The organism is Serratia sp. CY38905 (assembly GCF_052168875.1).
In the GTDB taxonomy this organism is placed as follows: Bacteria; Pseudomonadota; Gammaproteobacteria; order Enterobacterales; family Enterobacteriaceae; genus Serratia; species Serratia sarumanii.
In genome coordinates this window covers 19,696-44,174 of record NZ_JBJNLV010000005.1, presented here as the reverse complement: position 1 = coordinate 44,174, position 24,479 = coordinate 19,696, and the positions used below count along the sequence as shown (strand labels likewise).

20 protein-coding genes and 1 tRNA gene are annotated in these 24,479 nt (G+C 61.3%); 11 read left to right on the top strand and 10 right to left on the bottom strand.

Going from position 1 to position 24,479, the window contains the following annotated elements; all coding sequences use genetic code 11:
* Positions 1–152 precede the first annotated feature (152 nt).
* From dpiA to ACJ8MK_RS13125, 3 genes are all read left to right on the top strand, one after another.
* Positions 153–839, top strand: a complete 687-nt coding sequence (dpiA, locus tag ACJ8MK_RS13135; RefSeq protein WP_021505854.1) for a two-component response regulator DpiA — start codon at positions 153–155, stop codon at positions 837–839.
* Between the two features lie 102 nt (positions 840–941).
* Positions 942–4,031, top strand: a complete 3,090-nt coding sequence (locus ACJ8MK_RS13130) for a beta-galactosidase (RefSeq protein ID WP_442517805.1) — start codon at positions 942–944, stop codon at positions 4,029–4,031.
* 114 nt (positions 4,032–4,145) lie between these two features.
* A tRNA-Asn gene (locus ACJ8MK_RS13125) sits at positions 4,146–4,221 on the top strand.
* A 96-nt stretch (positions 4,222–4,317) separates the two neighbouring features.
* On the opposite strand, the gene ACJ8MK_RS13120 is transcribed toward ACJ8MK_RS13125, so the two are convergent.
* Positions 4,318–5,151 (bottom strand): oxidoreductase, encoded by an 834-nt coding sequence (locus ACJ8MK_RS13120; RefSeq protein ID WP_206190169.1) that lies wholly within the window; start codon positions 5,149–5,151, stop codon positions 4,318–4,320.
* Positions 5,152–5,256: 105 nt separating this feature from the next.
* Between ACJ8MK_RS13120 and ACJ8MK_RS13115 the strand changes: the two genes are divergently transcribed.
* Positions 5,257–6,177, top strand: a complete 921-nt coding sequence (locus ACJ8MK_RS13115) for an AraC family transcriptional regulator (protein WP_442517804.1) — start codon at positions 5,257–5,259, stop codon at positions 6,175–6,177.
* A gap of 149 nt (positions 6,178–6,326) precedes the next feature.
* Here the strand turns inward: ACJ8MK_RS13115 and ACJ8MK_RS13110 are convergent, their stop codons facing one another.
* Entirely contained in the window at positions 6,327–6,899 is a 573-nt protein-coding gene (locus tag ACJ8MK_RS13110; protein ID WP_442517803.1) for a hypothetical protein, read from the bottom strand.
* Positions 6,900–7,028: 129 nt separating this feature from the next.
* Between ACJ8MK_RS13110 and ACJ8MK_RS13105 the strand changes: the two genes are divergently transcribed.
* On the top strand, positions 7,029–7,919 hold the full coding sequence (locus ACJ8MK_RS13105; RefSeq protein WP_442517802.1) for a LysR substrate-binding domain-containing protein: 891 nt from the start codon (positions 7,029–7,031) through the stop codon (positions 7,917–7,919).
* On the opposite strand, the gene ACJ8MK_RS13100 is transcribed toward ACJ8MK_RS13105, so the two are convergent.
* The 7 genes from ACJ8MK_RS13100 to ACJ8MK_RS13070 form a co-directional block, all read right to left on the bottom strand.
* Positions 7,916–8,638, bottom strand: a complete 723-nt coding sequence (locus tag ACJ8MK_RS13100; protein ID WP_442517801.1) for a PA1136 family autoinducer-binding transcriptional regulator — start codon at positions 8,636–8,638, stop codon at positions 7,916–7,918. The genes ACJ8MK_RS13105 and ACJ8MK_RS13100 overlap by 4 nt on opposite strands.
* Complete coding sequence (hchA, locus tag ACJ8MK_RS13095; RefSeq protein ID WP_060388015.1) at positions 8,635–9,510, bottom strand: glyoxalase III HchA; 876 nt, start codon at positions 9,508–9,510, stop codon at positions 8,635–8,637. The genes ACJ8MK_RS13100 and hchA overlap by 4 nt, the downstream gene beginning before the upstream one ends.
* 101 nt (positions 9,511–9,611) lie before the next feature.
* Positions 9,612–10,379, bottom strand: a complete 768-nt coding sequence (locus ACJ8MK_RS13090; RefSeq protein WP_103772210.1) for an ABC transporter ATP-binding protein — start codon at positions 10,377–10,379, stop codon at positions 9,612–9,614.
* The gene (locus ACJ8MK_RS13085; protein WP_226884630.1) at positions 10,366–11,355 is read right to left on the bottom strand and encodes a FecCD family ABC transporter permease; all 990 of its coding nucleotides are present in this window, start codon (positions 11,353–11,355) and stop codon (positions 10,366–10,368) included. Before ACJ8MK_RS13085 ends, ACJ8MK_RS13090 begins: the two co-directional genes overlap by 14 nt.
* Before the next feature lie 63 nt (positions 11,356–11,418).
* The gene (locus ACJ8MK_RS13080; RefSeq protein WP_202637324.1) at positions 11,419–12,495 is read right to left on the bottom strand and encodes an ABC transporter substrate-binding protein; all 1,077 of its coding nucleotides are present in this window, start codon (positions 12,493–12,495) and stop codon (positions 11,419–11,421) included.
* Positions 12,496–12,541: 46 nt separating this feature from the next.
* Positions 12,542–12,940: a hypothetical protein gene (locus ACJ8MK_RS13075; protein WP_223181972.1), complete on the bottom strand. Its 399-nt coding sequence runs from the start codon at positions 12,938–12,940 to the stop codon at positions 12,542–12,544.
* Between the two features lie 16 nt (positions 12,941–12,956).
* Complete coding sequence (locus ACJ8MK_RS13070; protein ID WP_041035867.1) at positions 12,957–14,327, bottom strand: MFS transporter; 1,371 nt, start codon at positions 14,325–14,327, stop codon at positions 12,957–12,959.
* A 334-nt stretch (positions 14,328–14,661) separates the two neighbouring features.
* On the opposite strand from ACJ8MK_RS13070, the gene amiA reads away from it, so the two are divergent.
* The gene (gene amiA, locus ACJ8MK_RS13065; RefSeq protein WP_442517844.1) at positions 14,662–15,492 is read left to right on the top strand and encodes an N-acetylmuramoyl-L-alanine amidase AmiA; all 831 of its coding nucleotides are present in this window, start codon (positions 14,662–14,664) and stop codon (positions 15,490–15,492) included.
* Positions 15,493–15,546: 54 nt separating this feature from the next.
* Positions 15,547–16,599: a porin gene (locus ACJ8MK_RS13060; protein WP_041035869.1), complete on the top strand. Its 1,053-nt coding sequence runs from the start codon at positions 15,547–15,549 to the stop codon at positions 16,597–16,599.
* Between the two features lie 67 nt (positions 16,600–16,666).
* On the opposite strand, the gene ACJ8MK_RS13055 is transcribed toward ACJ8MK_RS13060, so the two are convergent.
* Positions 16,667–17,497: an alpha/beta fold hydrolase gene (locus tag ACJ8MK_RS13055; RefSeq protein ID WP_043147674.1), complete on the bottom strand. Its 831-nt coding sequence runs from the start codon at positions 17,495–17,497 to the stop codon at positions 16,667–16,669.
* 220 nt (positions 17,498–17,717) lie between these two features.
* Here ACJ8MK_RS13055 and ACJ8MK_RS13050 point away from each other — a divergent pair, with 220 nt between their 5' ends.
* The 4 genes from ACJ8MK_RS13050 (at position 17,718) to ACJ8MK_RS13035 (ending at position 24,335) form a co-directional block, all read left to right on the top strand.
* Entirely contained in the window at positions 17,718–19,121 is a 1,404-nt protein-coding gene (locus ACJ8MK_RS13050) for a coniferyl aldehyde dehydrogenase (protein ID WP_442517800.1), read from the top strand.
* 259 nt (positions 19,122–19,380) lie between these two features.
* On the top strand, positions 19,381–21,576 hold the full coding sequence (katG, locus tag ACJ8MK_RS13045) for a catalase/peroxidase HPI (RefSeq protein WP_442517799.1): 2,196 nt from the start codon (positions 19,381–19,383) through the stop codon (positions 21,574–21,576).
* A 630-nt stretch (positions 21,577–22,206) separates the two neighbouring features.
* Complete coding sequence (locus tag ACJ8MK_RS13040; protein ID WP_440527994.1) at positions 22,207–23,004, top strand: glyoxalase; 798 nt, start codon at positions 22,207–22,209, stop codon at positions 23,002–23,004.
* Positions 23,005–23,048: 44 nt separating this feature from the next.
* Positions 23,049–24,335, top strand: coding sequence for an alginate export family protein (locus tag ACJ8MK_RS13035; RefSeq protein WP_442517798.1), 1,287 nt, complete (start codon positions 23,049–23,051; stop codon positions 24,333–24,335).
* Positions 24,336–24,479: the final 144 nt, after the last annotated feature.

The following is a 24,479-nucleotide window of genomic DNA, read 5'->3' as shown; positions in this document are numbered from 1 at the left end:
CTATTTCACAAACCGATTCCGGTTAATAAGTTATTTAATGTTCTTTATTTGCTTAATTAATCTTATGGTGTTTATTATTGAGATAATCTTTATTTGGCGCCGCAATTTACTTACATTCATTTAGCATCTTGATTGCAATAGTAGGTTTCATTATGGAATGGCTGAACATCCTGATCGTTGAAGACGAAACGCCGCTGGCGGAGATGCACGCGGAGTTTATCCGCCAGAACGGCGGCTGCCGCCAGATTTGGCTGGCCGGCACGCTGGCGCAGGCGCGCGCCATGACCGAGCGCTTCAAGCCGGACCTGATCCTGCTGGACAACTTTCTGCCTGACGGCCAGGGCATCACCCTGCTGCGCGAACTGACGCTGAGCGGGTATCGCGGCGGCATCGTGTTCATCACCGCCGCCAGCGACATGGCCACCGTGGCCGAGGCGTTGCGTTACGGCGTATTCGACTACCTGATCAAACCGCTGGCCTATGACCGGCTGAGCCAGACCCTGCAGCGCTTCAGCCAGCGCCGCGAAGCGCTGAAAGACAAAGCGCGCCTCAACCAGCGCCGCATCGACGAGATGTTCAACACCTACGCCCGCGGCGAACAGCAGGCGGCGCTGCCCGCCGGCATCGACGAGCTGACGCTGGGCAAGGTCCGCGCGCTATTTGCCGAACCCGCCGCGCGCCACACCGCTGAAAGCGTTGCGCAAAAAATGGGGCTCAGCCGCACCACCGCGCGCCGTTATCTGGAGTTTTGCACCGCCGCGCAGCAGCTGCGCGCCGAGATCATTTACGGCAAGGTCGGCCGCCCGCAGCGGATCTACCGCGCCGGCGAACCGCATTAGCGGTTATTTGATCGCCCTTGCAAGGTTGCGTGTAACCGCTTTACTTTTTATGCGCCGGTCAGCATCTTGGTGAGCATCACCTAGCCGACTGGACGATCGCCGATGCCCGCTGCGCCCCTTGCTTCCCTGACCGAGATCCTCGCCCGCCGTGACTGGCAAAACCCGGCCTGCACCCACTACCGCCGGCTGGACGCCCACCCGCCGTTCGCCAGCTGGCGCACGGTGGAAGACGCGCGCAACGATGCCCCCTGCGCCAGCCGCCGCTCGCTGAACGGCGAGTGGCGCTTCAGCTATTTCCCGCGCCCAGAGGCGGCGCCGGACAGTTGGCTGCAGCAGGATCTGCCGGACGCCGCCCCGCTGGCGGTGCCGGGCAACTGGCAGCTCGCCGGCTACGACGCGCCGATTTACACCAACGTGCGCTACCCGTTCCCGGTCGATCCGCCGCACGTGCCGGAAGACAACCCGACCGGCTGCTACTCGCACACCTTCAGCGTCGATCCGGCCTGGCTGGCCGCCGGCCAGACGCGCATCATCTTCGACGGCGTCAACTCGGCGTTCTATTTGTGGTGCAACGGCCACTGGGTCGGCTATTCGCAGGACAGCCGCCTGCCGGCGGAGTTCGATCTCAGCCCGTGGCTGCAGCCGGGAGAAAACCGGCTGGCGGTGATGGTGCTGCGCTGGTGCGACGGCAGCTATCTCGAAGATCAGGACATGTGGCGCATGAGCGGCATCTTCCGCGACGTCAGCCTGCTGCACAAACCCGCCGCGCACCTGAGCGATGTGCGCATCACCACGCCGCTGCATGACAGCTTTACCCGCGGCGAACTGGTGGTGACGGCGCGCGCCAACCGGCCCGGCCCGCTGCAGGTGCAGGTTCAGCTGTGGCGCGATGGCGCGCGGGTGGCCGAACGCACCCAGCCGCTCGGCAGCGAGATCGTGGACGAGCGCGGCGCCTATGACGATCGCGTCACGCTGCGCCTGCCGGTAGAACGCCCGGCGCTGTGGAGCGCCGAAACGCCCGCGCTGTATCGCGCCACCGTCGCCCTGCTCTCGCCCGAGGGGGAGGTCATCGAGTTGGAGGCCTATGACGTCGGCTTCCGCCAGGTGGACATCAGCGGCGGGTTGCTGAAGCTCAACGGGCAGCCGCTGCTGATCCGCGGCGTTAACCGCCACGAGCATCATCCGCGCCACGGCCAGGTGATGGACGAGGCGACGATGCGCCACGACATCCTGCTGATGAAGCAGCACAACTTCAACGCGGTGCGTTGCTCACATTACCCAAACCACCCGCTGTGGTACCGGCTGTGCGACCGCTACGGGCTGTACGTGGTGGACGAAGCCAATATCGAGACCCACGGCATGCAGCCGATGAACCGCCTGGCTGACGATCCGCTGTGGCTGCCGGCGATGAGCGAGCGCGTTACCCGCATGGTGCAGCGCGATCGCAACCACCCCTGCATCATTATCTGGTCGCTGGGCAACGAGTCCGGCCACGGCGTGAACCACGACGCGCTGTACCGCTGGGTGAAAAGCCAGGATCCGACCCGCCCGGTGCAATATGAAGGCGGCGGCGCCGACACCGCCGCTACCGACATCATCTGCCCGATGTATGCGCGGGTGGATCAGGATCAACCGTTCCCGGCGGTGCCCAAATGGGCGATCGGCAAGTGGATCGGCCTGCCGGAGGAACAGCGGCCGCTGATCCTGTGCGAATACGCCCATGCGATGGGCAACAGCTTCGGCGGCTTTGAGCGTTACTGGCGCGCGTTCCACGAACATCCGCGCCTGCAGGGCGGCTTTGTCTGGGACTGGGTCGATCAGGCGCTGATCAAGCGCGACGCACAGGGCGAAGAGTTCTGGGCCTACGGCGGCGACTTCGGCGATACCCCCAACGATCGCCAGTTCTGCCTGAACGGGCTGGTGTTCGCGGATCGCACCCCGCACCCGGCGCTGTTCGAAGCGCAGCGGGCGCAGCAGCTGTTCCGCTTCGCCTTCGACGCCGCCTCGCTGACGCTGACCGTCACCAGCGATTACCTGTTCCGCCAGACCGACAACGAGCAGCTCAACTGGCGGCTGGAGCTGGACGGCGTGGAGCGCGCCAGCGGCAGCTTCGATCTGGCGCTGCCGCCGCAGGGCAGCGCTGGCTTCACCCTGCTCGACCGCCTGCCGATGCTGCATCAGCCCGGCGAGCTGTGGCTGAACGTGGAGGTGGTGCAGCCGCAGGCCACCGACTGGTCCGAAGCGCATCACCGCTGCGCCTGGGATCAATGGCGGGTGCCGCGCGCGCTGCATCCCGCGCCGCCGCCGGCGCAGGGCGTGCCGCCAACGCTGATTGAAAACGATCAGGGGCTGACCCTCACCCACGGCGACCAGCGCTGGCGCTTCGAGCGCAGCAGCGGCCATCTGACGCAGTGGTGGCAGAATGAGCAGCCGCAGCTGCTGACGCCTCTGCGCGACGGCTTTGCGCGCGCGCCGATCGATAACGACATCGGCGTCAGCGAGGCGGACCGTATCGATCCCAACGCCTGGATCGAACGCTGGAAGCTGGCGGGCCTGTACCGGCTGGAGGAACGCTGCACGCGGCTGCAGGCCGATGCGCTGCAAAACGGCGTGCAGGTGGTGAGCGAACACCAGTTCGGCGTGGACGGGCAGATTTTGCTGATCGGCCGCAAACAGTGGCTATTCGATGCGCTGGGCGCGGTGAACGTGAGCGTGGAGGTCGAGGTGGCCGACGCCCTGCCGCCGCCGGCGCGCATCGGCCTGCACTGCCAACTGGCGACGGTGCAGCCACAGGCGGAATGGCTGGGCCTGGGCCCGCACGAGAATTACCCGGATCGCCGCCTGGCCGCGCAGCACGGGCGCTGGCGCCTGCCGCTGGCAGATTTGCACACGCCGTATATTTTCCCCGGCGAGAACGGCCTGCGCTGCGACACCCGCAGCCTGCGCTACGGCGGCTGGCGCATCGACGGCCGCTTCCACTTCTCGCTCAGCCGCTACGGCCTGCAACAGCTGATGGCCTGCAGCCACCAGCACCTGCTGCAGCCGGAAGCCGGCACCTGGCTGCATCTGGACGGTTTCCATATGGGGGTGGGCGGCGACGACTCCTGGAGCCCGAGCGTGCACCGGGATTACCTGCTCACCGCCGGCGTTTACCGCTATCAGCTGCGCCTGCAACTGGCGCCCGAGGGCTAAATCTGCCAAAAAACTCAACGGGTTGCGCATTCTGTAAGCAAACAGTCACAGAATGTGTAATCCGCCTTTGACATGCCGACGGCGCCTCGCTATTATTCGCCCCGTTCCAACGATTCCTCTGTAGTTCAGTCGGTAGAACGGCGGACTGTTAATCCGTATGTCACTGGTTCGAGTCCAGTCAGAGGAGCCATATTTAGAGAAGCCCGCTCAGGGAAACCCGAGCGGGCTTTTTGCTGTTGGAAGGTCATCATCGATGATCCCCTGCACTCTCCCTACCCGAAACCGGTCAGCCATCCGTTGAACGGGTAAGTTTCTCCCATTGTTCAATTTCCTTGCCTAACGCCTCGAGCTTTTGCCGCACCAAACTTAATGCGTCACTGCCTAACAACAGATGCGTGGGTGGATTCCGGCTCTCGATCAATGCCAGCATGGCGTGAGCCGCCTTAACCGGATCGCCCAGTTGCTTACCGCTTTTTTCCTGACGCGCCTGACGAACAGGTTCAAATAAAGCGTCATAGTCCGGGAGACAGCGAGGGCTGCGTACCATTGAACGCCCGGCCCAGTCCGTCCGAAACGAGCCCGGCGCCACTGCGGTCACGTGTAGGTTGAACGGGGCAAGCTCTTTACTTAACGTTTCTGATATCCCTTCCAGCGCAAATTTGCTGCCGCAGTAATAGCTGATACCGGGCAAGGTAATGAAACTGCCCATTGAGGTGATATTGATAATGTGGCCGCGACGGCGCTGGCGCATGCCCGGCAGCACGGCTTTGATCATCGCCACCGCGCCAAACACATTGACGTCAAACTGGCGGCGCAGCTCTGCAAGCGGGGATTCTTCCAGTATGCCTTCATGGCCGTAACCGGCATTGTTCACCAGCACATCTATCGGGCCGACGGCGGACTCAATCTCTCCAACCACCTCATCAATACGTTCAACGTCCGTGACATCAAGCAGATAGCCAAAAGCCCGCTGCGTATCGAGCGCGCCGAATGCCTGCAGTGCTTCGCTGTTGCGCACCGTCCCTACAACCCGATGCCCTACGGCGAGGGCTTCCCGCGCCAGCGCCTGACCAAAGCCACTGCTGACGCCGGTGATTAAAATCGTTTTTGCAGATGCCATAAAAAGAACTCCCATGAACCATGAAGGTTGCATGGTATTCTCTGTACTGCCGCATTTTTAGGCCGTATCTTCTCTTTTTCTTGCCTGATTTTATGAGGTGGTGGGATGTACGACATGATTGCCCTGATGAATAGACTTGCGGTGCAAGAGGGATACAACCTCACTGCCCTACCTGATGTGCGAATTTTGCGATCCGATCGCCCGCTTGCCAGAACGCCGGTGCTTTACGATCCGGGGATCGTGATTGTCTGTCAGGGCAGCAAACGCGGCTATTTCGGCCAGCAGACCTATTTATATGATGAGCAGCACTACCTGGCGGTTTCGGTGCCGGTGCCGTTTGTGATGGAAACCGACGCGTCGGCAGCACATCCGCTGCTGGCGATTTATATGCATCTGGATTTTCAGCTTGCCGCTGAACTGATGTTGCATATTGAACAGCATGGCGCCCCGCACCCTCCCGTCGCGCCGCAAAGCATGATGTCGAGCCCCATGGACGACAGGGTAAAAATGGCCGTTCTTCGCTTACTTGAAGTCCTGGCTGACCCGCTAGAAGCGGCGATCCTCGGCCCGACGCGGCTGCGTGAGCTTTATTTCCGCGTGCTGACAGGCGCACAGGGCAACGCCATGCGTGCCGCGCTGGCCTTGCAGGGCCAGTTTGGCAAAATCGGCAAAGCGTTGCAGCACATCCATGCCGCTTACGCGGAGCCGCTAACGCTGACGCAGCTGGCGATGAAGGCCGGCATGAGCGTGCCGACCTTTCATAGCCATTTCAAAGCGATAACGAAGATGCCGCCGATGCAGTATGTGAAATCGGTACGCCTGCACCAGGCACGGATGCTGATGGTGCGCCAACAAATCACCGCCGCCGCCGCGAGTTACGCCGTTGGCTATGAAAGCCCATCGCAATTTAATCGCGAATTCAAACGTCTGTTTGGCCTGCCACCGGCAGAGGAGATAAAACGCATGCAGCGTCACTTCGCCATTCCGCCCGCGCAGCCTGCCTCGGTATTTGTTTCGTCGCACTGAGGCTTGTTCGGTATGGCAAACGCTACCTTGAGGTAGGTAGCGTCCGTTTATGCCACAAAACCAACCGTCGGATCACCTACTCAACAATCTCCGCAAACACCAAAAAGCCCGCCCCGTCCCCAGGCAGGCCCTTGTCCCTCCGCACTGTCTCAGGCGCCATCCCGCTCCGCAACCCGCGCCATCAACGCCCCCAGCAACGCCAGATCGACCAGCAACGCCAGCGCGAAACAGCTTCCTCTCTCGCCCGGCGCGGCGTAGGTTTGAATCAGCAAAGCGGCAACCCCCACGGCCACGATGCTCACCACCGTCGCCAGCCTGCACGCCACGGCGAACGCCGCTCTCTCCCCCACCGTCGTGCGGTAAGCCACGCCCTGCCCCAGGCCGCCGAGGGCGATGCCCGCCAGCAGGGCCGGCCAATCATGGCCGCCGAACAGCATCAGCAGCGTCAATAGCCACCCCGCCGCCGCCAGCAAAAAACCGTAGCGGAGCATAGCCAGCGCAGGCCGCTTCCGCAGCGGCTGCCAGCGGGCCAGCGCGGCGCCGCCGAGAAACGCCAGCGCCAATGCCGTTAGCAGCATCAGCGCTGCGCCGATGCCCAGCAGGCTTTCGGTCTTCAGCAGCAAAGCGCCTGCCGCGACCGGCACGCTGAGCGCCAGACCGCTCGCCGCCGTTCCCGTGTGTTCCATGGCGCCCAGGGCGCCGTTGTTGACATATATGCTCATCGTTAACTCCCGACATGGTGGAAATGATGAAATAAATTCATTTCCCTGTTCACATGTCAGTAGCCTATCTCTTGTATAATCGGTCAGACAAACTCATAGTTTTCAGCCTTAGATGAGAATAACTCAGCCATGAGAAAACCCCGTTTGCCGCCGCTGGGCGCGCTGCGCGCCTTCCACGCCGTGGCCGGCTGCCGCAGCTTCAAACTGGCCGCCGAGGAGCTGGGCGTCAGCGCGACGGCGGTCAGCCACCAGATTAAGCTGCTGGAGTCGGTGCTGGCATGCCGGGTGTGCGAGCGCAGCGCGCAGGGCGTCAGCCTGACCGAGACCGGCGAGATCCTGTATGCCGGCACCCAGCGCGCCTTTGCCGCGCTGGAGCAGTCCGTCGCCCAAATCACCCGCGCCCAACAGCCGCCGGCGCTGACCGTCACCACCACCTCCAATTTTCTCACCCACTGGCTGGTGCCGCGCCTGGCGGATTTCAAGGCGGAGTTTCCCGCCATCGATCTGCGCCTGCACACCAGCGTCGAGCGCGTCGATCTCAACCAGCGCACCGTAGACGTCGCCATCCGCTACCGCGAAACGCCGGAAACCGATCTGCACTGCACCCTGCTGCATGAGGATCGCTTTATCGTGGTGGCCAGCCCGGCGCTGGCGCTGAAGCGCAGCGAGGATTTGCGGCGGGTAACGCTGTTTCACGTGGAACATCGGCAGGTGCCTGCCGACGCGCCGACCTGGGAAAACTGGCGGCGGCGCTACGGGCCGGAAGGGTTGAACGTGGAAGCCGGGCTGACCTTCAGCGACGAGACGCATGCGCTGCAGGCGGCGGTGGCGGGCCAGGGGGTGGTGATCGCCAGCCGGCTGCTGGCGCGCGATTTGTTGCAGCGCGGCGTGCTGGCCGCGCCGTTCGAGATGTCGTTACCCGGCGCCAACTATTACCTGGTGACCACCGAAGAAACCGCGCAGCGCCCCGATATCATTGCGCTGCGCGAGTGGCTGCTGCGGCAAATGGCGGCGGGCTAACGGCGCTCGGGGGCGATTTCCCCCAGGCGGATCGCCACGCTGATGGCCTGCGCGGTGGTGGCGGCACCAAGGCGTTGGCGAATGCGCCGCAGGTGGTTTTCCACCGTGCGTTCAGACAGGCCGAGCATCGCGGCGATATCCGCCTGCCGCCGGCCGATGGCGGTCCAGCTCAGCACCTCGCGCTCACGCGCCGACAGCCTGCTCTCCCCCTCGCCGGCCGCCGGTGCGAACAGCCGCCGCGCCGCCTGAAAGGCCGCCGTGCCCACCAGCGCCAGCGCCAGCCGCACCGGCGGCGAGGCGTCGATGCGATCGCCCCCTAGGCTGACGGCGCCCTCCAAACCGGCCGGGCCGAACACCGGGATCTGCACGCCGTGCAGGCCGGCGCCACGCGGCGTGCGTACAATCCGGTAGCGCTCGCCCTGCTGCGCCCGGGTCTTGGTCCAGAAGAACGGCTCGCTGACCCGCAGCATGTGCCGGGTCACCGGGCAGTGCCGCACGTAGGTCAGCGCATCGACGGCCTCGCCGTCGCCGAACCAGTCGCCCTCGACCCAATAGATATGCTCGATCCCCGCCTCCGCCGCAGCGGAAAACAGCACAAAGCGATCGAAGCCGAACGGCGCGGCGAAGGCGCGAACCCGCCCCTGAATGGCGGACAGGGTTCGCTCGTGGTCCATCGCCAGCGCCGTCTGGAAAGCGCGCTGCGCGATCTCGTCGCTCATCGTGCGGCGACGTCGGCCAGCAGCGTCTCTGCCGCCAGTTTGCCGAGGTTGTTGGAGGCCAGCGGGCTGTCGCCGGTCAGCAGGCGCCGATCTTTATGCACCTTGCCGGTGATGTCGGCGTTAACGATCTTGACGCCCAGCTCGCGCAGGCGTTCGCCCACCAGCCAGGGCATCGGGCCGGGGATGTAGCCGATGTCGATGTTGGCGCCGGTATCGAGCGAGTCCGGGAACACGCACATTTCATAGCCACGATAGAGGAAATCCTCTTTGCTCTCGTCGATGCCCGCCGCCAGCAAACCGGCCGGCCCGTGGCACAGCGAAATCACGTAGCGATCGTTGTCGTGCGCCCAGTGCAGGGTCTTTTTCACCTCTTCGCTGAACGGGATACCGTTGAGCACGCCGTGGCCGCCGGGGATGAAAACGCCGAGGTAGTTGCCGCCATCCAGATCCTTCACCACTTCCGTCAGCTTTTTCGGCTGCTTGAGCTGGCTGCGGTACTTCTCGTAGGTGGCCTTGACCGCGTCGTCTTCCTGCGGGAACGCCCACATCTCCAGCTTCACCGGATCGCCGGACGGCGTGGCGATGTCGATCTCGAAACCGGCCAGATCCAGGTGATGCATCGGCAACAGCATCTCGACCGGGTGATTGCCGGTGGAGAAGAACTTGCCGTTTTGCATCAGCAGGTAGCGCTCCTGCGAGGCGATCATCAGCACCTTCCACTTGCCGCCGCGATAGGCGTTCGGGTAGCTGGCGCCCGCGAAGTCGGTTTTGGACGAGGTGTACTGGCTGAGGGAGTAAGGTGATGGGAAGAACGCGTTGTCTTCCGCCACATCCGGGGTGGGATTACGATCGTTGGACACTGAATCAGTCATGATTATCTCCATATTCACCGTTACGTTGCCCTTTCAGCTTAAATAACCGCCGGCGGGGCCGCAATGAGGGATATCCCTCAAGCAATCCTTGCAGCCGAAACTCAGGCGAGATTGCGTAGAGCGATAATAAAGGTTTCTTCGCTGGCGCCCTGGTGTTCATAGCGGCATTTTCTGACCGGCACCCGGAAATAGCGCTCCAGGATATCTTCCTGCAGCACTGCGCTTTTAACGCCAAACAGCGACTGCCGTTTTGCCATCAGTAAACACTTGTCGGAGATGCGTTCGGCGTAATTGAGGAAATGCGTATTCAGCACGATCGTCATCTGCCGCTCTTTGGCGAGGCGCCACAGCATCTCGATCATTTTGGCCTGATTGTAAAAATCCAGATTCGATTCCGGTTCGTCGAGGATCATGACGTCGGGATCTGCCACCAGCGCCTTGGCGAAATAACACATCTGCAGTTCACCGCCGCTGATCTGGTTGATATTTTTCTGCGCCAGCGGCGCGATCTCCAACGCGTGCAACACCGCCTGCGCCCTGGTGAAATCTTGCCGCCGCGGCCCGGCGAACCATCCCGTATGGCGGGCGCAGCCGAAAGTGACAAAATCGAGTACGCCATAGGAAAAATGTGGCGCCTTCGCCTGCGGCACGTAGGCCAGGCGCGCCTCTCGATTATCGACGCGGCCGATCTCGCACCTGCCGGCGCTGGGTCGACACAGGCCCGCAATATTTCTCAGCAGCGTCGTTTTGCCGGCGCCGTTCGGGCCCAGCACGCTGAGGATCTCGCCGCGCTTAAGCTCGAAGCTGACGTTGTCGAAAATGGGCTCCCGCCCCTTGAAACCAAAGGCTAGCCGGCTAGCGGTGATCATATCGATTCCCCAGAATAAAAAGCACCGCGAAAAGCGGCGCGCCGATCAGCGCGGTCAGGATACCGATTGGAATTTCCGTATAGGTGGCGCCTCTCGCAATATTGTCGATAACCAGCAAAAACAACGCGCCGCCGAGCGCCGATGCTGGGATCAGACGGCCGTGGTTATATCCCAGCACGCTTCGCACCAAATGGGGGATCACCAAGCCAACCCACCCCACCACGCCGGCCAAGCTCACGGAAGCGGAAACCAGCAGAGAGGCGGCGATCAGCAGCAGGATCTTCAGCCGGGGCGGATTCAGGCCGGCAATGCGCGCCTCGTCGTCCCCCAGCGAGAGAATGTTCATGTTCCACCTGAGCCGGTAGATAGTCAGGTAACACGCCGCAAACAGCGGGATCAACCAATAGACCTGCACTTTCGCCACCGAAGCGAAGCTGCCCATCAGCCAGAAGACGATGGCGGGCAAGGTATCCTGCGGATCGGCGACATATTTGATGGCCGAGACAAACGCGATAAACACCGACGCGATAATCATGCCGGACAGGATCGTCGTCAGCGCATCCTGCCGGCGTTTCAGGCGGCAGATGCCAAGCACCAGCAACAAACTCACCACGCCGAAAAGAAACGACAGCAGGGAACTCAGGGCAAAAGGCAAACTCAATAAAATGCCCAGCGCAGCGCCAAAGGCGGAGGCGGAAGACGTGCCCAGCACGTCCGGGCTGGCTAACGCGTTTTTCAGCACCGCCTGAAAGGTCGCGCCGGCGACCGCCAACCCGCCGCCCACCAGCATCACCGCCACCACCCGCGGCGCACGCAGGTTAAAAATCACCGAATAGTGGGCCTGGTTTTCCCCCGGCATGTTCCCCTGCCATAAAATCTGCAGCACGTCATGGGCCGACAAGGCGTAACGGCCGGCAAACAGTGATGCGACGGCAACCACACACAAGGCTAAAAACAGCCCTACCATGATCGCCATATATTTTCCTCTGCCCGGCATCCCCAAGCTCCTCCAACCCACTAACGCAATTCAACCGTGGTGCTAGCGCTGTGCCAGCACCTCATCCAACAAACGGTCCGGGATCGCATAGGAGAACATCGTCTGATAATAGCGGCGCGTCTCCTCCCGCAGCGTCTTGTCGCTAATGTCTTCAGGGGCATAGCGGTTGATCATAAACAGCGGCAGCAGTGACGTTTCCGCCGACAGGCCCCCCCAGTTATGAATGCCCACCGGCGTCGAGAAAACCTTGCCGTTTTTTACCGCCCTGAGCGTCTCCCAGGCCTGGCCGGGGATCCCCCCGTGCAGCAGCGCTTTGGCGCTGCCGAAAACCACGAAAATCACATCCGGATCCCAGGCCATGATCTGCTCCATCGAAACGTTGATGTACCTGCCGGCATCCCCTTTCACCGGCAAATCCCCGGCGACGTTGTCCATGCCGGCCATTTTCAGGTAGGTGTCGCCGTAGGTATGCGGGCCGCTCACCTTCAGCTGCCTGCCGTCGCTTTCTTCGAGATACAACGCCCTGACGTGCTGCGCGCGGATGGCTGCGGCATAGGGGCGGATCTGCTTCAGGGTCTTTTCCCAGGCGTCTTTGAATTTGTGCGTGCGCGGCAGGCCGAGCGTGTCGGCGAAGGTATTTTCCCAATACATCTGGGTGACCATCGGTTGGTACTTTGTCTTCCCGCCGGCATCCAGATCGACGGTCATCACGCCCGCCCTTTCCAGCCGATCGTCCTGGCTTTTGCCGTAGTAATAAATAATGTCGGGCCGTAGATTCATTAACGACTCCATGTTGACCCGGTAGTCCTTATTGATGAAGGCGGAGGTGATCCTGCCGATGTCAGGCTTCATGTCCTTCAACACATGCATATCGGCATGCATGAACGCCCAGGGCCCCACGCCGACGACGTGCCGGTAGGCCGCCTCGTTCGCCAGGATCACGCCGAAGGGGCAGTTGCCGGTGATGACGATCCGCTGATAGTGGCCAGGCAACTTTTGCACCGCTGCGCTCTGCGGCCGTTCGGCCGCCGCCGGCTGACTACCGCTGGCGCAAGGCGCCGTCGGCAAGGCGAATATTGCCAGCAGCGCGGTGGCGATAAATTTCACTGTGACGCACATGGTGCCTCCTGTGCGCACGCTCGGCGGCGTGCGGCGATGGGCTGCGTTAGGCCGACGCGGCGATGCCGGCGGCCATGATGGTTATCCCGGCCACAAAGACGATTGCCGTGGTGGCGACCGCGCCGCCGCCAACCAACGCGGCGGTTTTTCCTGTGGAAAGGTCTTTTCGTTGCAGGAAAGAGAGCTGCGACAGGGGAATGATTTTTCCGCTGTCGGCGACCAGGTCTTTCGGTTCAACCTTAGCCACCGTCAACTCGCCGCCGCTGCCGTCCTTCAGACCATATTTCAACCGGTCGCCGACATAGACCGGCGGCTGCAGCAGGTAATATTGGCTATTGAGCCCCGTCTCTTTTTGTTGCAACGCCACGTCGTGGTAGGTCGTGCAGCCGGCAAGGGAAAACGCCGCCATGCCGATAACCAACGGCACTAATGGGATAAATCGCATGGGAAACCTCGTGCTTCTATTTACTGGTTTTTAACGTAACGGCGGACTTGAAGCGCATATAGCTCACGACCAGAGAAAGGAACGAGAATGCCGCCCCCGCCATTAAACTGATATTCGTCGCTTGCGCGCCCCGCATGTTGAAGAAAATCGCCACCAACGCCGAACCGACGATTTGCCCAATCAGCCGGGAACTGCCCAACAGGCCGCTGGCGATGCTGCTGTTTTCATGGGAGACCGACGTCATGATCAACAGGTTGTTCGGTGATTGAAACAGGCCGAAACCGATGCCGCACAGCGCCACGCGCCATACGATCGCCCCATTCGACGGATCGCTCGGCAGATTGGCCATCAGCAGCATGCCTGCCAGCAGACAGGCAAGGCCCGAGAGGGCAACAAGATTGGGATCGTACTTCTTGGCCAAATCGCCGGAAATTAGCGAAGACGCCATGGTGGCCAGCGGCCAGGCGGTCAGCAACAGACCGATTTCCACTACGTTTCTTTGCAGAACGTTGTGAAAATAAAAAGGCAGCGAAACATAGGCCAAAAGCTGGGTGCTGTAGGACAGCATCGACATCAGCAAAGACAATGACAGCGTCGGGTTATGCAGCATCGCGATCGGGATCAGCGCGGCGTCGGCCTTTCTTTTTTGATTGATGTACAGCAACCCGGCCAGCCCGGCGAATACCGCAAAGCTCAGCGCCGCCGCCGGCAGATGGTGAGTGGTCATGCTCATGGTGCTGAGCGAGAAAGCGATAAACAGCACAAACACCAACAGGGCGCCCCCGCTGTCGAACCCAACGCTGCGCCGCTCGCGGGAACCCAGGAATATCACGCTCAGCAGCAGCGACAGGCAGGCGATGGGAACATTAATGGTAAACAGCCAGTTCCAGCTCGTTTGAGAAAGTATCGCCGAGGCGATGGATGGCCCGGCGGCGGCGGAAACCGACACCACCATCACGTTTATGCCCAGGCCGCGCCCAAGCAGCCTTGCCGGGTATATCTCCTTGATCAGCGCCGCATTGACGCTGAGCACCGCCGCCGCGCCGAAGCCCTGTATCACCCTGAATGCCGTCAGCATCTCCAGCGTCGTGGACAGCGCGCAGCCCAGGGATGAAAAAGCGAACAGCACCACCCCGGCCATAAAGATTTTTTTATTGCCCACCGCGCGCCCCAGCGCCGCGAAGGGCATCAAAGAGGCCACGACGGCAAACTGGTAGGCATTAATAATCATGATGGAGGCCGATTCGGAAACGCCGAAATCTTTGGCGATCACCGGCAGCGCCACGTTGGCGATGGTACTGTCGAGCATGGCGATAACCGTGCTTAACGAGACGGCGAGAACGGCGAATATATTTAATGTCTCTTTTTCCTGGTGTTTAAAAGTCATGTTAACGCTCCAAAAACGTGAGTGACTTCATGCCGGCGGCAAAGACCCCGTTTTTTATCCGTTTTAGTAATTACGTTATAACATATCAATTAAAGAGGAAAATAAATCTCATTTGAAATATTAGATTAAATAGTGTGTCAAAATAAGAATTAACAAATACAAAACAAATTAATAGCAATACGAATATTCAATAAACAAAATAAATGCAGTATAAAAAACCAGTGAATTTAAGGAATGACATTAAAAGTAACAGCCGCTAACAGACAACCCCGCTGGCGCGTGAAATTGTTATGTTATAACAAAAACACCCTTTCCTTTTATGCTGGTTAACCTTATGGCTAAGACGGACCTTTTGAACACCCGGTTATCTCGCCGCAGAATGATGTTGGCAGGGCTGGCGGCCCTGGCGCTGAACGGCGCCGTTTCCCCGCTGGCTCACGCCCACGGCCTGCCGCGCCCCAAACCTCAGGGGGCGCGAAAAAGATTCCTGGTCATGTTGGATCCCGGTCATGGCGGCATCGACTCCGGTGCCATTGGCCACACCGGTTCGCTGGAAAAACATGTCGTTCTGGCGATCGCCAGAAATGTGCGTGCACAGCTCGATCGACACGGCATCGATGCCCGCCTGACGCGCGACAGCGACGTTTTTATTCCGCTTTACGATCGGGTGGAGATCGCGCACCGGCACGGTGCGGATCTTTTCATGTCCATCCACGCCGACGGTTTTACCTGCCCCAGCGCCTGCGGCGCTTCGGTCTTTGCGCTTTCCAATAAAGGCGCCAGCAGCGCGATGGCGAAATACTTATCGAACAGTGAAAACGCGGCGGACGATCTCGCCGGCCCTAACGTCATCAAGAAAGACCGCTATTTGCAGAAGGTACTGTTTGATTTGGAGCAGACGGAAACGATCAAAGAAAGCCTGACGCTGGGCTCGCACCTGATTCAACATATTGCGCCCATTCATCATCTGCATGCCAAAAATACCGAACAGGCGGCCTTCGTGGTCTTAAAATCCCCATATATTCCTTCCGTGTTGGTGGAAACCTCTTTCATCACCAACCCTGAGGAAGAAAGGCTGCTCGGCACCCCCGCATTCCGAAATAAAATTGCCACGGCGATCGCTCAGGGGATCGTCAGCTACTTTAAACGCGAAACGCACGCTTAAGCTTCGCCGGAGCGGCAAGCTCACGGGCTTGCCGCGCACAGGGACGGTGTCATCATGATAAAATGCAATCCGCGTTATTTTTCGGCGGGCATGCTTTTCCCCCTGCTGGCCCTATTACCACGCGGCGCCTTCGCCGTGTCGTTGACGGGGTCGCAGCAAAACAGCCTGAATTTCTACGGCACGATTATCGCCAGACGCTACAGCGGCCAAAACGCGCGCGACGACGGCGACCGCAGCTACCTCTATTTCGGCCTGATAGGCAAAAAAAAGATCGCGCCGCGCTGGCGGGCCTACGCCCACTGGGAATATACCGTCAGCTTCGCCGACGCGACTCGCAACAGCACCCGACTCGCCTATATTGGGGTGCAAAACGCAACCTTCGGCAGCCTCGATATCGGCCGCAATTGGGGCGTGCTCTATGATGTGACCGCCCTGACCGATCGCTCTCCGCTGTTTAGAGAGATGGCCTACAACTACATCGACAATTTTATGCGCGGCCGGGCGCGTAACCTGCTCACTTACCGCCGCCCCTTCAGCCTGTTTCAGCGGCGCGCCGCACTCGCGTTGCAATATCAGTTCAAAGACGGCGACGACCGGCAAACGCCGGGCAAACAAAACGGCAACGGATTCGGCCTCTCCTTCCGTTATGCGCTGACGCCGACGCTCAGCCTCATCGCCGCCGCCTCGGCGTCTCAAACCACGCAGCGGCAACAACGCGCCGCCGGCTATCGCCGGCGCATCGATACGCTGGCCGAAGGGGTTCTCTATGCGTCGAAAAAAATCTATCTTGCGGCCGTGTTCACCCAAAGCGACAACGCCATCAGCCCGCAACAAACCGCTAACCGCGGTTCGGCGTCAAGTTATGAAGCGCTCGCCAAATACCGGCTGACGGACCACATCCAACCCAACATCGGCTATACCCGTTTGATACAGACCCGGGCAGGCCGGAACATGGACTTATTGAACTATGAGGAGCTGGGGGTCACCTGGTTGCTCAACAGCAATATGCAGGTGTTTATTAACTATGAATTCAATAACCTTTCGCAGCACACGCCCGGCGTCGATGCCTCGGACAAGCTCGATATGGGCATCAGCTATCACTGGTGATCCGCTCTCCCGCAGCCAATAAAAAGCCCCGCCCGGTGAAGGGCGAGGCTCGCGACGCGTTGAGTCTTTAGCTGTTCACGAACGCCAGCAGATCGGCGTTGACCTGATCGGCATGGGTGGTCGGGATGCCGTGCGGCGCGCCCTTATAGGTATTGAGCGTGCCGTTCTGCACCAGCTTGGCCGACAGCACGCCGGAGTCCTGATAAGGCACTACCTGATCGTCGTCGCCGTGGATCACCAGCACCGGAATGGCAATCTTCTTGAGATCTTCGGTGAAATCGGTCTGCGAGAAGGCGACGATGCCGTCGTAGTGTGCCTTGGCGCCACCCATCATGCCCTGGCGCCACCAGTTCCAGATAATCGCCTCCGACGGTTTGGCGCCCGGGCGGTTATAACCGTAGAACGGGCCGGCGGGCACGTCGTAATAGAACTGCGCCCGGTTGGCGGCCAGCTGCGCCTGGAAATCATCGAACACCGCTTTGGGGGTGCCCTGCGGATTGGCGTCGGTTTTCACCATCAGCGGCGGCACCGCGCTGATCAGCACCGCTTTGGACACCTTGTCCTCGCCGTGGCGCACGATATAGCGCACCACCTCGCCGCCGCCGGTCGAGTGGCCCACGTGCATCGCGCCCTGCACGCCCAGGTGTTTTACCACCGCGGCGACGTCATCGGCGTAGTGGTCCATGTCGTGCCCTTCCCACACCTGGCTGGAGCGGCCGTGGCCGCGGCGATCGTGCGCAACCACGCGGAACCCTTTGTTCACGAAGAACAGCATCTGGGCATCCCAGTCATCGCTGGACAGCGGCCAGCCGTGGTGAAAATAGATAACCTTGCCGTTTTTGGGGCCCCAATCCTTGTAGAAAATCTCGACGCCATCGCTGGTCGTTACGTAACCCATGTCGTTTCTCCCATTTACACTTTGGTTAAAAAAGAAGGTTTATACTGCGCGCGGCGCCGGGATCTCTGGCTCCCTCATCCCGGTTGGCCGACGATCTTGCGTTGATCGTTTAACGAGTATAGGTTTAAAGTTCACTTTAAGGTCAAACACGATTCGGCAAACCGCATTCCCGCTTTCACTCGGCATCAGGAGAATTCAAGTGCAGGGAGATGACATCCTCATGACGATGGAGCAACGGCTTGCCGCCCAGCGTCATGCCTTCCTGCGCGACGGCGCACCGACGATCGCTCAGCGCAAGGCCACCCTGCGCCGCCTGCGGAGCGCCATTTTGGCCCAGCACGGCGCGCTGACGGCGGCCGTCAGCGCAGACTTCGGCCACCGTTCGCCTTACGAAACCGACATCCTGGAGATCCTGGTCACCGTGCAGGCGATCGATTACCTGCTGCGCAACCTGAAACGCTTCATGCAGCCGGAACGCCGCCACGTCGCCCTGCCGTACCAGGCCGGGCGCGCCTACGTGCAATACCAACCTAAAGGCGTGATTGGCGTCATGGCGCCGTGGAACTACCCGTTTTCGTTGACCTTCATCCCGCTGGCCACCGCCCTGGCCGCCGGCAACCGCGTGATGCTGAAACCTTCGGAGCTCACGCCGCGCACCAGCCAGCTTATCGAAACGATGCTGGCAGCGCTGTTTCCCGCCGATGAGGTCGCCGTGGTGACCGGCGGGCCGGACGTCGGGGCCGGGTTCAGTGAGCTGGCGTTCGATCACCTGGTGTTCACCGGCAGCACGGCGATCGGCCGTCAGGTCATGCAGGCGGCCGGTAAAAATCTGGTGCCCTTGACGCTCGAGCTGGGCGGCAAAAGCCCCGCCGTGGTGGCGCCCGGCGCGGTTAACGCCAGAACCGTCAAGAGCGTGGCGTTCGGCAAGCTGTCGAACGCGGGCCAAACCTGCATCGCGCCCGATTTCCTGCTGATCCATCAGGACGATGTGGAAAACTTCATTGCGCTCTACGACGCGGCGGTCAAAGCGTTTTACCCCGACGGGCCGACGAGCCATGACTACGGCGCCATCATCAACGACAGGCACTACCACCGTTTGCAGGATCTGCTCACCGACGCCCAGGCGCGGGGCGCGCGGATCGTTCCGGTGGGCCACCGCCCGGACTCGGCGGTGGAACGGCCGAAAACCCTCGCCCCCACGCTGATCGTCGGCGCCCCCGACGACAGCCGGGTCATGCAAGAGGAGATCTTCGGGCCGCTGCTGCCGATACGCACCTACGCCGCCTTTGATGAAGCGATCGACGTTATCAACGCCGGGCCGCGCCCGCTGGCGCTGTACTACTTTGGCCCAGGCGGCACGCTGCAGGACAGGCTGCTGGCGCGCACCACCTCCGGCAACGTCAGCGTCAACGCCACCCTGCTGCACTTTGCCCAGGACGATCTGCCGTTCGGCGGCATCGGCCCCAGCGGCATGGGGGCCTGTCACGGCATCGAAGGATTCCGGGCGCTGAGCCATGCCAAGGGCGTCTTTATCCAAAGCCGCTGGCGCTTCACCGATCTGCTGCGCGCGCCGTTCGGCAGGCTGGCGGACGCGGTACTCAAGGTGATGCTGCGGCGCCGATAGAGCGCCGCGTTGACTATCAATAACACAGCCATGAATCGCCGCAAGCTATCACAGTATTCAATCATTCCTATTTTATCTCTCCGCCGCCGCTGACTAAGCTTAGCCATGAGTCGCCCTTTGCCCGTTAGCGGCCGGGGCGATGTGATTCCATTGAGTTCAGTTATTTAGCGCAACACCCGACGCAAGCCTTACCCGCATGCCTTGTTAACCGCTCCACGCCCGGCGGCTGGAGCACCCTTACGGAAGCAGAGAGCGCATTATGACAACTGAAAGCAAATGCCCGTTTTCGGGCGGCAAACAGCCCGCACCGCAGAACGGCCCCACCAATCAGGATTGGTGGCCCAATCAGCTCAGCCTGAAACCGCTGCATCAGCACTCCCCCCTGTCCGATCCGATGGATAAAGACTTCAACTACGCCGACGCCTTCAACAGTCTCGATCTGGCGGCGGTCAAACAGGATCTGCACGCCCTGATGACCGACTCGCAGGAATGGTGGCCGGCGGACTTCGGCCACTACGGAGGCCTGTTCATCCGCATGGCCTGGCACAGCGCCGGCACCTACCGCATCGGCGACGGCCGCGGCGGCGCGGGCGAAGGCCAGCAGCGCTTCGCCCCGCTCAACAGCTGGCCGGACAACGTCAGCCTCGACAAAGCGCGCCGCCTGCTGTGGCCAATCAAACAGAAATACGGCCGCAACATCTCCTGGGCCGATCTGATTATCCTGACCGGCAACGTGGCGCTGGAATCGATGGGCTTCAAAACCTTCGGCTACGCCGGCGGCCGTGCCGACACCTGGGAGCCGGATGACGTCTACTGGGGCTCGGAGAAGATCTGGCTGGAGCTGAGCGGCGGGCCAAACAGCCGCTACTCGGGCGACCGCGACCTGGAGAACCCGCTGGCGGCGGTGCAGATGGGCCTGATCTACGTCAACCCGGAAGGCCCGGACGGCAATCCCGATCCGGTGGCCGCCGCGCGCGACATCCGTGAAACCTTCGCCCGCATGGCGATGAACGACGAAGAAACCGTGGCGCTGATCGCCGGCGGCCACACCTTCGGCAAGACCCACGGCGCCGGTCCGGCGTCTAACGTCGGCGCCGATCCGGAAGCGGCCGGGCTGGAGTCGCAGGGTCTCGGCTGGCACAGCACCTTCGGCACCGGCGTCGGCAAAGACGCCATCACCAGCGGCCTGGAAGTCACCTGGACCACCACCCCAACCCAGTGGAACCACGATTTCTTCCGCCACCTGTTCGAATACGAATGGGAACTGAGCCAAAGCCCGGCCGGCGCGCACCAGTGGGTGGCGAAAGACATCGGTGAAACCATTCCCGACGCCTTCGATCCGAACAAGAAACGCCGCCCGACCATGCTGACCACCGACCTTTCGCTGCGCTTCGATCCGGCCTACGAGAAGATTTCGCGCCGCTTCTATGAGCATCCGGAAGAGTTGGCCGACGCCTTCGCCCGCGCCTGGTTCAAGCTGACCCACCGCGATATGGGGCCGCGCCCTCGCTACCTCGGCCCGGAAGTGCCGCAGGAAGAGCTGATTTGGCAGGATCCGATCCCGGCGGTCGATCATCCGCTGATCGACGAGCAGGACATCGCCGCGCTGAAAAACGCCGTGCTGGCTTCCGGTCTGCCGGTATCGGCACTGGTCTCCACCGCCTGGGCTTCCGCTTCGAGCTTCCGCGGTTCCGACAAACGCGGCGGCGCCAACGGTGCGCGCATTCGCCTGGCGCCGCAAAAAGACTGGGCGGTCAACCAACCTGCGCAGCTCGCCGCGACGCTGGCCAAGCTGGAGAGTATCCAACGCGCCTTCAATGATGCGCAGGCCGGCGGCAAGCGCGTCTCGCTGGCGGATCTGATCGTACTGGCCGGCGCCGCAGGCGTGGAACAGGCGGCGAAGAACGCCGGTTTGGCCCTGACGGTGCCGTTCGCGCCGGGCCGCATGGACGCTTCGCAGGAGCAGACCGACGTGGACTCTTTCGAAGCGATGAAGCCGCTCGCCGACGGTTTCCGCAACTTCCTGAAGGGCAAATACCGCGTGCCGGCCGAGACGCTGCTGGTCGACAAGGCGCAGCTGCTGACCCTGACCGCGCCGGAAATGACGGTGCTGGTCGGCGGGCTGCGGGTACTCGGTGCCAACGTCGGCGGCACGCCGCACGGCGTATTCACCCAGCGGCCGCAGGCGCTGACCAACGACTTCTTCGTCAACCTGCTCGACATGGGCACCACCTGGCACCCGGTGGGTGAGGACGGCCTGTTCGAAGGGCGCGATCGCCGCAGCGGCGCGGTCAAATGGACCGGCACCCGCGTCGATCTGGTGTTCGGTTCACACGCGCAGCTGCGCGCGCTGGCCGAAGTCTACGGCAGCACCGACGCGCAGGAGAAGTTCGCCCACGACTTCGTCGCCGCCTGGAACAAAGTGATGAACCTCGATCGTTTCGATCTGGCGTAAACTCCCCGCAACGGCCTGCTTCGGCAGGCCGTTTTTCCTCCCGAGATCAACACCGCCTCCGCTCAACGCCAGCCTTAGCACGCGCCGTTATATTTTATTTTCCGCTTATTCGTATTTACTCAACAAGTCATATAAAAATTTGATGGGCGGCAATTCTTTTAATGCTGTATTTATATTTAGACGGCAATGAAGACCGTAAACTCAGCTGGCTAATGCGATATATCCCATCCAGGAGAACACCGTTATGGATTATCCTCGATTCGCCTCAGCGCGCGGCGAGGCGGGCCTTATGACCCTCGCCGTTCCTTAGCGACAGCGGGCTTAGCCAGCAAAGGCACCCCACCGTTTTTATGCCAATAAAAAGAGAGGTTCTGCACCTGCGCGATATTCGCTTAGGCGCCAGAATTTCGCCCTTATTTAATGTTTCACGACGCGCATTGCGTTTTTAGTTTTTATTTTTCAGCCGACGGGAAAGCTCATAGGAAATCACGCTTCACTCAGGAAAATAACCGCTACCTGGAGGTCATCATGCAACATATTATCGGTATTTCTTCTCGTCGGCTGAGGATATCAGCCCTTGCGCTGCTGCTCCCTGCCGTATCATGGGCGGCCGATACGGCGTCTCTCGCCGTGGGGCCGCAATATGACACCACCCATGTCTACGTCGAACGCGGAAAAATGGATGCCTTTGTCGACAGCATCCTGAAAACCTTCGGCGGCACCAGCACCGAACGCGTGCTGGTCAACGTCACGCCCACGCCGAGCGAAACCTACTCCCAGCTGATACTGACGCCGGCCGGCAGCTTCTCGGTGTTCGATTTCAAAACGCCGATCCCGCACCCGTTCGGCGCCGAGCGCAACGGTTTTCTGGTCAGGGATATGGACGCCGCCATCCGCCAGGCCAGGGCCGCCGGTGCCGATGTGCAGGTTGCGCCTTTCGACGATCCGATTGGCCGCGACGCGGTGATCCAGTGGCCCGGCGGCGTCAACATGCAGCTCTATTGGCACACCAAGGCGCCCAACTACAAGCCGCTGCTGAGCGTACCGGAAAACCGCCTGTATCTCTCCGCCTACCGCGTCGACGATTTCCTGAAAAGCTACCAGGCGTTCTCGCACGCCACGGTGGTGAGCGACGAACAGGTCAGCGATACGGCGATCGGCCGCAGCGACAGCGACAAGATCCGCCAGATCGAACTGGACTCGCGCTTCGGCAAAACGCGCATTTTCGTCACCGACGGGCATCTGCCTTATCCGTTCGGCCATGAGCGCACCGGCTATGGCGTCGACGATCTGCCGGCCACGCTGGCCAAAGCGACGGCCAGCGGCGCGCAGGTGCTGTGGCGTTCGACGGCGGCGGAGCGCCGCGCCTCGGCGCTGGTGCGTTTCCCCGGCGGCTACATCGCCGAAATCCACCAGACGGCTAAATAAACCCAAGGCGCGCTGCGGCGCGCTTTTTTCTTCGGATACCCATGATGAAACGCACGCTTCCCGCACTGTTGCTGTTCTCCTCGCTCCCCGCCCTGGCGGCGGAACCCGCCGCTTCCCCCTGGAAAAACATCCCGTTGGGCGATGCGGCCACCCTGTCTTTCGACGGTTCACTGCGCGAGCGCTATGAATGGACGGATCAACGCGATCTGAGCGGCGGACGCGACGACACCTTCATGCAGCGCCTGCTGATTGGCGCGCGCCTCGACTATGGCGACGACTTTGGCGCCTATGTGCAGTTGGGATCGTCGCTGGCCACGCCGCGCGATCGCGGGCGCAAGCCGACCGACGAAGATCATGCCTATCTCGGCCAGGGCTATGTGGACTTAAAACTACCCACCGCCTACGGCCTCGGCACCCTGCGGGCCGGCCGCCAGGAGATTGCGCTGGGTTCGCTGCACCTGATGGGCACCCGCGACGGCCCCAACGTGCGCCGTTCTTTCGACGCCATCCGCGCCAGCTGGGCCAAGGATAAAAACCGCCTCGACGCCTTTATCGGCCACCCCGTCACCCTCAAAACCGGCAGTTTCGACGACGATACCGACAACAGCCAAAAGGTGTGGGGGCTGTACGGCACCACGCCGCTGGCAGCGCTGGCATCCTCGCTCGATCTCTACACCTTCGGCTTTGAGGATAGCGATGCCCACTACGCGCAGCTCAGCGGGCAAGAGCGGCGCTATACCGTCGGCGCGCGCATTTTCGGCGCGGCGCAGGGATTCGACTGGGACAACGAGGCCGCCTGGCAGTTCGGCAGCGCAGAACAGCGCGACATCCGCGCCTGGTCGGCGTCGGCGCACGCCGGGTATAGGATGAGCGACTGGCGCTGGCAGCCGCGCTTTGGCGGCAAGATTGGCATCGCCAGCGGCGATAAAAACGGTCACGATGGGCAGCTCAATACCTTTAACGCCATGTACCCCAAGCTGCCCTACCTGACCGAAAACGGGCTGGTGGCGCCGGCTAACCTGATCGCCATTCATCCTTCGGTCACGATTACGCCGTGGCAAACCCTGGCCATCGACTTCAGCTGGGACGCGTTGTGGCGGCAACGCCGCGAGGATGCCTTCTACCTCGGGCCGATGCGCCCGGTGAAGGGCAGCGCGCAGGGCTCGCGCTTTATCGGCAATCAGTATCAGGTCGAAACCATCTGGACGCCGCGCAGCGATCTCCAGTTCAAGGTGGCCTATGTCTACTTCGACGTCGGCCACAGCCTGCAGCAGCATGCCGGGCTGAAAAACATGAACTTCATCCTGGCGCAGGGCACCTACAGTTTTTAATTATCAGGCAAGTTAATCGGTGTACGCGGGCGCCCTTAATAATCCCTTACTCAATTAATGACGTTCGCCGGCGTGTAGCCGCCTATATGCATTGCGGCAATGGTGGCTACTCGCCGCTATTCACAGATGAAAATTAATGAAAAG

What these genes read in the sequence shown, in the direction of transcription:
- ACJ8MK_RS13100 (WP_442517801.1), bottom strand. Translation starts at nt 8,638, where the DNA reads ATGAGCGACGAGATCGCGCAGCGCGCTTTCCAGACGGCGCTGGCGATG.
- ACJ8MK_RS13055 (WP_043147674.1), bottom strand. Translation starts at nt 17,497, where the DNA reads ATGGGTTACGTAACGACCAGCGATGGCGTCGAGATTTTCTACAAGGAT.
- hchA (WP_060388015.1), bottom strand. Translation starts at nt 9,510, where the DNA reads ATGACTGATTCAGTGTCCAACGATCGTAATCCCACCCCGGATGTGGCG.
- ACJ8MK_RS13110 (WP_442517803.1), bottom strand. Translation starts at nt 6,899, where the DNA reads ATGAGCATATATGTCAACAACGGCGCCCTGGGCGCCATGGAACACACG.
- ACJ8MK_RS13130 (WP_442517805.1), top strand. Translation starts at nt 942, where the DNA reads ATGCCCGCTGCGCCCCTTGCTTCCCTGACCGAGATCCTCGCCCGCCGT.
- ACJ8MK_RS13080 (WP_202637324.1), bottom strand. Translation starts at nt 12,495, where the DNA reads ATGTGCGTCACAGTGAAATTTATCGCCACCGCGCTGCTGGCAATATTC.
- ACJ8MK_RS13050 (WP_442517800.1), top strand. Translation starts at nt 17,718, where the DNA reads ATGACGATGGAGCAACGGCTTGCCGCCCAGCGTCATGCCTTCCTGCGC.
- ACJ8MK_RS13090 (WP_103772210.1), bottom strand. Translation starts at nt 10,379, where the DNA reads ATGATCACCGCTAGCCGGCTAGCCTTTGGTTTCAAGGGGCGGGAGCCC.
- ACJ8MK_RS13070 (WP_041035867.1), bottom strand. Translation starts at nt 14,327, where the DNA reads ATGACTTTTAAACACCAGGAAAAAGAGACATTAAATATATTCGCCGTT.
- ACJ8MK_RS13105 (WP_442517802.1), top strand. Translation starts at nt 7,029, where the DNA reads ATGAGAAAACCCCGTTTGCCGCCGCTGGGCGCGCTGCGCGCCTTCCAC.
- amiA (WP_442517844.1), top strand. Translation starts at nt 14,662, where the DNA reads ATGGCTAAGACGGACCTTTTGAACACCCGGTTATCTCGCCGCAGAATG.
- ACJ8MK_RS13085 (WP_226884630.1), bottom strand. Translation starts at nt 11,355, where the DNA reads ATGGCGATCATGGTAGGGCTGTTTTTAGCCTTGTGTGTGGTTGCCGTC.
- ACJ8MK_RS13115 (WP_442517804.1), top strand. Translation starts at nt 5,257, where the DNA reads ATGTACGACATGATTGCCCTGATGAATAGACTTGCGGTGCAAGAGGGA.
- dpiA (WP_021505854.1), top strand. Translation starts at nt 153, where the DNA reads ATGGAATGGCTGAACATCCTGATCGTTGAAGACGAAACGCCGCTGGCG.
- ACJ8MK_RS13075 (WP_223181972.1), bottom strand. Translation starts at nt 12,940, where the DNA reads ATGCGATTTATCCCATTAGTGCCGTTGGTTATCGGCATGGCGGCGTTT.
- ACJ8MK_RS13060 (WP_041035869.1), top strand. Translation starts at nt 15,547, where the DNA reads ATGATAAAATGCAATCCGCGTTATTTTTCGGCGGGCATGCTTTTCCCC.
- ACJ8MK_RS13035 (WP_442517798.1), top strand. Translation starts at nt 23,049, where the DNA reads ATGAAACGCACGCTTCCCGCACTGTTGCTGTTCTCCTCGCTCCCCGCC.
- ACJ8MK_RS13120 (WP_206190169.1), bottom strand. Translation starts at nt 5,151, where the DNA reads ATGGCATCTGCAAAAACGATTTTAATCACCGGCGTCAGCAGTGGCTTT.
- katG (WP_442517799.1), top strand. Translation starts at nt 19,381, where the DNA reads ATGACAACTGAAAGCAAATGCCCGTTTTCGGGCGGCAAACAGCCCGCA.